The 2,523-nt window shown below is 62.6% G+C and carries 4 protein-coding genes; 3 read left to right on the top strand and 1 reads right to left on the bottom strand.

Features of this window, described 5'->3' with window-relative positions; genetic code table 11:
* Positions 1 to 224 precede the first annotated feature (224 nt).
* Together EN884_RS40215 and sugE are read left to right on the top strand one after the other, a co-directional pair.
* On the top strand, positions 225 to 350 hold the full coding sequence (locus tag EN884_RS40215; RefSeq protein WP_013528464.1) for a hypothetical protein: 126 nt from the start codon (positions 225 to 227) through the stop codon (positions 348 to 350).
* Positions 351 to 555: 205 nt separating this feature from the next.
* On the top strand, positions 556 to 870 hold the full coding sequence (gene sugE, locus EN884_RS32765; RefSeq protein ID WP_013528463.1) for a quaternary ammonium compound efflux SMR transporter SugE: 315 nt from the start codon (positions 556 to 558) through the stop codon (positions 868 to 870).
* Positions 871 to 1,008: 138 nt separating this feature from the next.
* Here the strand turns inward: sugE and EN884_RS32760 are convergent, their stop codons facing one another.
* Complete coding sequence (locus EN884_RS32760) at positions 1,009 to 1,437, bottom strand: DUF6481 family protein (protein ID WP_013528462.1); 429 nt, start codon at positions 1,435 to 1,437, stop codon at positions 1,009 to 1,011.
* Positions 1,438 to 1,715: 278 nt separating this feature from the next.
* Between EN884_RS32760 and EN884_RS32755 the strand changes: the two genes are divergently transcribed.
* A partial coding sequence (locus EN884_RS32755) for an LLM class flavin-dependent oxidoreductase (RefSeq protein WP_128361000.1) occupies positions 1,716 to 2,523 on the top strand: 808 nt, incomplete at its 3' end.

Below are 2,523 nucleotides of genomic sequence, written 5' to 3'. Positions count from 1 at the left end.
GTTTACGAGCAAATTAGAGCAATTCCAGGAAAAGTGTGAAGCGGTTTTCCGTCCGGAATTGCGTCAAAACAAAGAGTTAGAGCAATTCACTGTTTCCGCGAAACGGTGAATTGCTCTAGAAACCGGTTGAAAGCGATCCGCTGTCGGCGGCAACAGTCGCTAACCCCTTGCGGTCGGGCGGTTCTCTTGTTTCACTTGGCTTCTCACATCAGGAGGAACGAATCATGGCTAAAGGTGCGATGAAGGCAGGCAAGGAAGCCCGCAAGCCGAAGAAGGACGCCAAGAAGCCCGCTCCGGCTCCGGCGCTGAAGGCGCCGCCGGTCAAGGCGATGAAGCTCAAGGACAAGTAGGTCCGGCGATCCACTTCGCAATAAGATTACGGCCGGCGACACTTGTTGCCGGTCGCTGTTGATCGAGCGCCCGAAATTCTTATATTGGCGTGGCGGGGACGACCTCGCGCTTCCCCAAATCCGGACGGGACGACCCGCCATTGTTTGACTGATCGTCGGACGCCGAAGTCACTTTTCGGTCCGATGCTCTGATGGAGCGTTGTCGATGTCGTGGATTCTTCTCTTTTTCGCTGGCTTGTTCGAGATCGGCTGGGCAATCGGCCTCAAATACACCGATGGCTTCTCGAAGCTGGTGCCGACCGTGCTGACCGTTGCCTCGATGGTCGTCAGCCTCACTCTGCTCGGCCTGGCGCTGAAGGCGCTGCCCGTCGGCACCGCCTATGCGGTGTGGACCGGCATCGGCACCGTCGGTACGGCACTGCTCGGCATCTGGCTGCTCGGCGAACCGGCCACCGCGATCAGGCTGGCCTGCATCGCGCTCATCGTCTGCGGCATCATGGGGCTGAAGTTCGCCGCCTGACGGTAACGCTTAGGTCTCTTGGTTTGCGCATGTCGTCCTCCCAGAGCCGGGACCAGGGCGACATGCATGGGACAAACACGTTCAGGGCCGCTGCGAGGCGACCCTGGTTCTCGAAGCAGATTGCTCCGTAGCCGAGAGCTAGCGGGCGGAGAAGCCCGGAGGCGTCCTGCCGGTACGCTGCTTGCGTGCCGCATAACGCGCGTCACGCTTGGCCTTGCGTTCGGCTTCGTCGGCCAGAAGACGGGCGATGCGCTCGTTCTCTTCGGATTCCCGAATCTTGGCCTCGGCCTGTGCAGCTTCCTCGGCGGCGATACGTGCCGCTTCGGCTGCTGCCTCGCGCTCGGCCTTCTCGACCGCTTCGCGTGCCAGCTTCTCCTGCTTCAGCCGGGCCTTTTCGGCCTCGCGGATTTCGCGGGCCGCAAGGATAGCCTTGCGTTCAGCCTGCCGCGCCAGCACTGCGGGATCATCCGCCGCCGGCTTTGCCTTGAAGCGCTCGAGGAGCGCCTTCTTTGCCTCGTTTGCGGCATTGCGCCGCTCGAAAACGTCTTTTTCCCTGTAGATAGCCAAGTCCACTTCCCTGAAGTCAATTCGCGACGCTTACATACGCGCGAAAACCGAGAGTTCAAGCGCCAAAACGGCATGGCAGCCATGAAATTGTCGGCTGTTGCACTCGGGAGACGCCTTTGGAGCAATTCCAGGAAAAGTGTGAAGCGGTTTTCCGTCCGGAATGGCGACGAAGAGATAGAGCCGAAACCGACATGCACTGTTCACCGTCCGCCCCACTGGCGGCGCGGCTGAGGCGTCGCTACGTCTAACCCGAAAACCCAACACCAGGATGACATCAAATGGAACTCGGTCTCTACACATTCGCCGACGTCAGCCCGCAGCCGGGCCCCGGTGCCATCGGCCCGCATGAGCGGCTGCGCAACCTGATCGAGGAGATCGAGCTGGCCGACCAGGTCGGCCTCGACGTCTTCGGCCTCGGCGAGCATCACCGGCCCGACTATGCCGCCTCCGCACCGGTCGTGGCCCTGGCCGCGGCGGCCGAGCGTTCGAAGCGCATCAAGCTGACCAGCGCGGTCACCGTTCTGTCTTCCGATGACCCGGTGCGCGTTTTCCAGCAATTTGCCACGCTCGATCTTCTGTCGGGCGGCCGCGCCGAGATCATGGCCGGGCGCGGCTCGTTCATCGAATCCTTCCCGCTGTTCGGTTTCAACCTCGAGGATTATGACGAGCTGTTCGCCGAAAAACTCGATCTGCTGCTTGCCATCCGCGACAGCGTGAAGGTCACCTGGTCGGGCAATCTGCGTGCGCCGATCAACGATCGCGGCGTTTATCCCCGGCCCTTCCAGGACAGGCTACCGGTCTGGATCGCCATTGGCGGCACGCCGCAGTCTGCCGCCCGCGCTGGCGCGCTCGGCCTGCCGCTGGCGCTCGCCATCATTGGCGGCGAGCCGGCGCGTTTCGCGCCGCTGTTCGATCTCTACCGCGAAGCCGCCAAGCGCGCCGGCAGTGATCCGGCGGGCCTTGCCACCAGCATCAACGTGCACGGCTTCATCGCCGAGACGACCGAGCAGGCGGCGGACGATTTCTACGGCCCGCAGGCGGAAGTGATGAATCGCATCGGCCGCGAGCGCGGCTGGGGTCCGACCT

Origin of the sequence: Mesorhizobium sp. M7A.F.Ca.AU.001.01.1.1, assembly GCF_004022735.1 — a bacterium.
Taxonomy (GTDB): Bacteria; Pseudomonadota; Alphaproteobacteria; order Rhizobiales; family Rhizobiaceae; genus Mesorhizobium; species Mesorhizobium ciceri.
The sequence above is the reverse complement of the archived record's forward strand: the minus strand, read 5'-3'. Positions and strand labels throughout refer to the sequence as shown.